Consider the following 6,290-nt stretch of genomic DNA (forward strand, 5'->3'; position numbering starts at 1 on the left):
CGCCGCGACGCGACGCGGCGCGCCAACGCCTGCGCGACAGCCTGATAATCCAAACGAAGAATAAGGTTGACGTCCTCGAAACTATCCGCAAGCACAGGCTGGATCGTCCAGCAAACGCTGCGCCCAATCCTGGATTTGCCCGGTCCGCAGCAGGCGCTCGGCCATTTCCTCTTCCGTAGGTTCACCAAGGCCGCTATTCGTCAATCCCATCTCTTTACCTCCGAACAGCCTGCTGAAAATGCGCCTCAGATCACGCGGCATGCATGCAGGAAAAACCCCTTGTCCGCCTTCGCACTCTTGAGTGCTCTGCCCAAGGCGTCGCTGAAGAAGATTGCATCTCCCATCTGGGGATCGATCCAGAGGTCGGGACCCGAAGACGCCTCCTGGGAAACCGCTATGTCGTTGTCCTTGAGGGGCGCCTTGAGGAACCAACCCTTTTCTCCGTGGCGAATGTAATCTTCGCGTAACGGAACGGATTCGGACACCAAAAGCGCTTCTTTGCGGTTCCCGAAATTGATGCAGAACCAGTCTCCGCCCACCGGCGTTTCTCGATCCTTCTTCAGCACCTTGACCGGATAAAGCCCGCCGCCACCCAGATCGAATTGCCGCAGCACATCCGCCGCCGCCTTCGAAACGACCCAGAAATTACCCTCAAAGAACAAATCGGGTAGTTTATAAGCAGATTCCTTGGCATCGGGCGTGCCGTAAATCTCCTCAGGAAAGCATTCCGCCGGGAGAGATTCTCCGCTGTTGTTTCGCTCACCCCAAGCCATTCCATCATTTTGTTTTTCGGTGCGGACGAAGGAGTTTGTCAAATATCGCAGGTTGCTTCCATCACCCGGTGCTATGCTGATCCAAACGGTGTCGCTCATCATCCAATTCCTTTTCTCTGAATTCATCACAGTTGCGCAACCGCCACCCGAGAGAGCGCTGCACAACAAAAGATCACGATCGCTACCATTGTCGAAAGCCTGCGTGAACGAGCCGTTATACGACACCTGCACCGCAACTGAACGCGACCAATGAATACAATATTTCATCTATTGTAAATCGAAAACAGCATATATTAGTAGTAAAAATCAATATAAACTTCAAATATAAATTATTATTTATAATATAAAAATAATTTACATAAGTAAAATTTCGAATATACTTGATCTGTTATGTTCGAAGAATCCCAACCGTGTTCGCTGCAGCACGAACACACTGCTGTGCGCCACCGCCCGCGATGATGCCCATCGGCATGTCTTGTGAACAAACATCCGCCGCATAACGCCGTTTTGGAATGCGACTTACGGCCGTCAGCCTTGCGCCCTGCGCTTTTATCGAAAAACTTATTGCATTGATGAGAGCATCGATATCCGCTTCAATCGGATGCGCGGGCGGTTTCCTGCTGCGTGGAGACACGCATGCGGTCAAGAACTTCCGGGTCGACGAGTTGTGCGACGATCGGGTGAATCCGCACCGGTCTGTCCTTCACAACCTGCTTGAAATTCGCCAGCACCGCGGTCGCCACCTTCTGCGAAGGTGCGATGACGTCGAGCAGCCAGTGAATGTCGCCGCTGTTCCAGTCCTCGCCTTTCAGCCGCACAGGAAATAGGCGCGCCTGAATCTGCTCCCGGATCTTCGCATCGACCTCATCTGAGACGCTGGCCCAGATAGCAATGCCAGCGGTTTCCTCGATCTTACCTTCGCCGCCGGAGCGCGCAATCGCGATGCGGTCCCGGGTCAGAGGCTCGACGACGAGATGCGTCAGGTCCGCAAGCGACTGATGGCGATAGCGGGGCAGATTCAGCATGGCCAGAACCACCTCGCCAAAGCTCGCTTGAATCCTGGTTCGGAATTCCGAGACCTGCGCGATCATGGCAGGATCAAGCGCCCGTTCCTGAGACGGAACGCCGCCGCCTGTCTCATTCTCGTCGGGTTCATTCGTCTTGTACAATTCTGCCGCAGTCGCGTTTGCCTTGTCCGATTCACTCATGGTCGCCCCTTCAATGCTGTTGCGGTCGAAGCGCAAAGACGCGGCTTCGACCAACGGGCCAAAGACCGATCCGGACGGACCTCGAGCCGCATTTGCTGGCTCAAACTGCCAAGGAAATGGCCTTTTGACATTCGGTTCGGGGCATCCAATGGATATTCGACGCGCCCGCTCAAGTGTAAATCGAAGACCGGGCGAATATTGTTGCGCGATCTGTCCAGTGGCTTCGCGATCGGTCCCTCCACCGAGTCACTACAGACTTTATTCTTGGCAATATTGGAGGATATCAGGGCGGCCGCTCGCTCCCGGTCGTCGCTACGGTCATCGCCAGTTGCACCTGCGAAATCGACATCATGGGTGACGATGCGCTGCCCGCCGATGCCAGACGCATGCGGCGTCGGGTTACCTCTCCCTGCCAGCCTCATCCAGTGACTGGGTGATCGGGGACAGCAGGTACTGGATGATGCGCCGCTCGCCAGTCTTGATCTCCGCCTGCACCGAAAGGCCAGGCCCCAGGGCCTGCTCCACGCCGCGAACACGGATGCTGTTTTGCAAGAGCCGAATACGGGCCGAATAGACCAGGCCGGCCTGGATCGGCCTGCCTTTCTCGTCCCGCTGCGGAGCACCGAATTGCGACATGTCGATCGCGTCGCGGCTGATGCTCTCGACGACGCCCGGGATGATGCAGTAATCGGTGAACGGAAACGCCTCCAGCTTGACACGGACCGGCTGCCCTTCGCGCACGAAGCCGGCATCCTTGTTCTGGACTTGCGCCTCGACCTCGATCTCGACGCCGTCAGGCACGATCATCATGAGCGGTTGGGCCGGTTGGACGACCCCGCCGATCGTCGCGACGGCGAGTTGCTGCACCGTGCCGGAGACCGGAGCGCGCAGTTGCAGAAGTTCCCGACGCCGCATGGCCTTGCGCAATTCCTCCGCAGCGAGCTCAGCCTTGTCGCGTCCCTGAACGAGATCCGTCACAGCGGCCTTGCTGAAGCTCTCGCGTAGCTTGCTGATTTCGGCCTCAAGCGCGGACATCGCCGCCCGCGCCTTGGTGGCGTTGGCAAGTTGTACCTCGATGTTCTGGAGATGCTCGATCCGCAACTGCTCGTATTCGAGGAGTTTCAGCTTCGCAAAATTCCCCTGTTGCGTGAGGAACCGGCGCGCTTGGAGCTGCTCGTCCACCAGAGGGAGCGTCTGGCGCAGTTTCATGATTTCTGCCTCTGCCGAAGTCAGCTCGGCTGCTCGCTGCGCGATCTGCTGGTGCAGGCTCGTAATCTGCGCCTCGTATTCGGCGATGCTCGCGCGCACAAACTGCGTTTCGACGGAAACCGTCACGGGCGGCGTGCCCTCGGGAGCGACGAAGCCGGCCGGATTGCCGTCAATATAACTCAAGAGAGCAGCATTGCGCGCTTGGATGATGCGCGAGATCAGGAGGCTCTGGCGCGCCTGCGCCTCGTCGGCTGTCGCGAGCGTCGGATCGAGCTCGACCAGAAGGTCACCCTCACCGACATGCTGCCCGTTCGCGACATGGATCGCGCGTACCGAGCCGATCTCCAGCGGCTGGATGGTCTTTACCTTGCTGGACGGAATGATCTTGCCGCTGGCGACGGAAACGACGTCGATCGTGCCAATGATCGACCACACCACTGAGGCCGAGAAGAAGGCGCAGGTCATAAGAAGGAGCATGCGCAGACCCGGGCTCGGCGGCTTCTCCATGATTTCGAGCACAGCCGGCAGGAATTCGTGATCGGAGATCGGCTGCCGGTTGCGGTCGGCCTCGTTCTGAAGGCCCCAGGATGTGCGCAGGACGGCCCAATGCCGGACGATCACCGGAAAGCGATCGGCGACCCAGGTGCTCATGCTCCACGCCCCATCTGCTTGTTGTAGAGTTGCGCATAGCGACCGCCCGAGGCGAGCAGCGTGCCGTGATCGCCGGTTTCCGTGATTTCGCCGGCCTCAACGGTGACGATACGGTTGCATTGACGCACGGCGGAAAGCCGATGGGCGATGATCATGACGGTGCGGCCGTGCGCGATGCCGGCGAGGTTATGCTGGATAACCTCCTCACTCTCCGCGTCGAGGGCGCTGGTCGCCTCGTCGAGGATCAGGATACGGGGATTACCGATCAGCGCGCGGGCTATGGCAATGCGCTGGCGCTGCCCACCCGACAGGTTGCTTCCGCGCTCGTCGATGATGGTGTCGTAGCCGTGCGAGAGCGCGAGGATGAAGTCATGGGCGCCAGCGAGCTGGGCGGCGGCGATGACGCGCTCCATAGGCATCGTCGGATCGGCGAGCGCGATGTTTTCGCGAACGGATCGATTGAAGAGGATGTTCTCCTGCAGGACCACCCCGATCTGCCGACGCAGCCAGGCAGGATCGACGAGGGCGAGATCGACACCATCGACCATAACCCTTCCCTGCTCGGGCACATATTGACGCTGCACAAGTTTGGTGAGCGTGGACTTTCCCGACCCTGACGGACCGACGATGCCAATCATCTCGCCCGGTTCGATCGCGAGCGAGACGCCGCGCAGCGCCTCCGGTGCGTCCGGTCGATAACGAAAGCGGACACGGTCAAAGGTGACAGCGCCAAGGATCGGAGGCAGGCTCGCGCGGTTCGGATTATGGTCAGGCTCGGCGGGCGCGTTCAGGACATCGCCGAGCCGATCGACCGAAATACGCACCTGCTGAAAATCCTGCCAAAGCTGGGAGAGCCGCAGGATCGGCTGCGCGACGCGACCGGACAGCATGTTGAAGGCGACGAGTGATCCTACCGAGAGATCGCCGCCTATGACGGCCTTGGCGCCAAAATACAGGATCGCAACGGTTGTCAGCTTCGATACAAGCTGAATGAGGTGGCTACCCCAGTTCGCGAGCGTCGCGACCTGAAATCCAGTCGCGGTGTACCCGGCGAATTGCCGCTCCCAGAGGTGGCTCGGTTTGTCTGAACAGTTTCGAGCGTTTCGTTAAGTGGATTTCCGCCTCGATTATGCCGCCACCATCATCGGTGCCAGCGCGTTGAAGTAAGCCTGATCCGGCGTCTGCCGGTCAAGAGATGAATGTGGACGTCGAGTATTGTAAAAGTTCAGATAGCGACTGATCCCCGCTCGGGCCTCGGACACGGTCTTGTAGGCGTGGAGGTAGACTTCCTCGTATTTGATCGACCGCCAAAGCCGTTCGACGAAGACATTGTCCCGCCATGCGCCCTTGCCATCCATCGAGATGGCAATCTCAGCTTTCTTCAGCACGGCGGTGAAGTCGATGGAGGTGAACTGCGATCCCTGATCGGTGTTGAATATGTCCGGCTTTCCATAGCGAGCCAGCGCTTCCTCGACCGCTTCGATACAGAAGTCCGCCTCCATCGTGATCGACAATCGCCACGACAGAACCCGACGACTGAACCAGTCCACAACGGCGCAGAGGTAGACAAAACCACGCGCCATGGGGATATAGGTCAGGTCCATCGCCCATACCTTATTGGGCCGGGTAACCGCCAGCTTGCGCAGAAGATAGGAATAAATCTTGTGTCCTGGCGCTGGTTTGGAGGTGTTCGGGCGGCGATAGATCGCCTCGATGCCCATCTTCTTCATCAGCGTGGCGACATGGAGCCGCCCGGCATTCAACCCTTCTCCTCTCAAAAGCCCTTGCAACATTCGACTTCCCGCGAACGGATATTCGAGATGCAGTTCGTCGATCCGGCGCATCAGTGCCAGATCGGCGTCGGACACTGGGCGCGGCGAATAGTAGACGCTGCCGCGGCTGAAGCCGAGGAGCTTAGCCTGCCTTACGATCGACAGCTCGTGTTCGCGGTCGATCATTTCTTTCCGCCCAGCAAGCCCGCCTTGCCGAGCGCACCGGACAAAAAATCGTTCTCCAACGTCAGTTCGCCGATCTTGGCGTGAAGCGTTTTCACATCGACGCTCGGTCCGGCGGGTTCCGCCTTGGCTTCATCACCGAAAACGCCCGTCGCTCCCTCAAGGAGCTGGTCTTTCCACTGCTTGATCTGATTGGCATGCACGTCGAACTGCTGGGATAATTCCACCAGAGTCTGCTCACCTCGGATAGCAGCAAGCGCCACTTTTGCCTTGAAAGCCGGGCTGTGGTTCCGGCGCGGTCGTCTCGTCATGATATCTCCTGTTCCCGGCATCTAAGCCGAAGTCAGGCAGAAATTCCACTTATCCCAGCTGTGCAGATTTCTCGAGCCACCTCTCACCCCTACCAACGATCGGCATTGCCATCGAGTTTGCCGACGCGCAGACATCTTCAGCAGCCAGGGCGCTGGGTAACCACATCCGCACCGTTCTTCCGG

The 6,290-nt window shown here is 58.7% G+C and carries 4 protein-coding genes and 1 pseudogene; all 5 read right to left on the reverse strand.

The annotated features are described in order from the left end of the window. Positions 1-245 precede the first annotated feature (245 nt). Complete coding sequence (locus ACQZ48_RS16010; protein ID WP_448729025.1) at positions 246-872, reverse strand: imm11 family protein; 627 nt, start codon at positions 870-872, stop codon at positions 246-248. Between the two features lie 494 nt (positions 873-1,366). After that, the gene (locus ACQZ48_RS16015) at positions 1,367-2,017 is read right to left on the reverse strand and encodes a toxin-activating lysine-acyltransferase (RefSeq protein ID WP_448729026.1); all 651 of its coding nucleotides are present in this window, start codon (positions 2,015-2,017) and stop codon (positions 1,367-1,369) included. Positions 2,018-2,380: 363 nt separating this feature from the next. Beyond that, complete coding sequence (locus tag ACQZ48_RS16020; protein WP_448729027.1) at positions 2,381-3,841, reverse strand: HlyD family type I secretion periplasmic adaptor subunit; 1,461 nt, start codon at positions 3,839-3,841, stop codon at positions 2,381-2,383. After that, positions 3,838-4,908 (reverse strand): annotated as a pseudogene (locus ACQZ48_RS16025) (ATP-binding cassette domain-containing protein); the annotation flags it as partial. The gene ACQZ48_RS16020 and the pseudogene ACQZ48_RS16025, both read right to left, overlap by 4 nt. A 60-nt stretch (positions 4,909-4,968) precedes the next feature. Then, a protein-coding gene (locus ACQZ48_RS16030; protein WP_448729028.1) for an IS3 family transposase occupies positions 4,969-6,107 on the reverse strand; the annotation gives its coding sequence in 2 pieces (ribosomal slippage) (positions 4,969-5,849 and positions 5,849-6,107; 1,140 coding nt in all). Positions 6,108-6,290 lie beyond the last annotated feature (183 nt).

The sequence above is a fragment of the Agrobacterium sp. 22-209-1 genome (genome assembly GCF_053522485.1).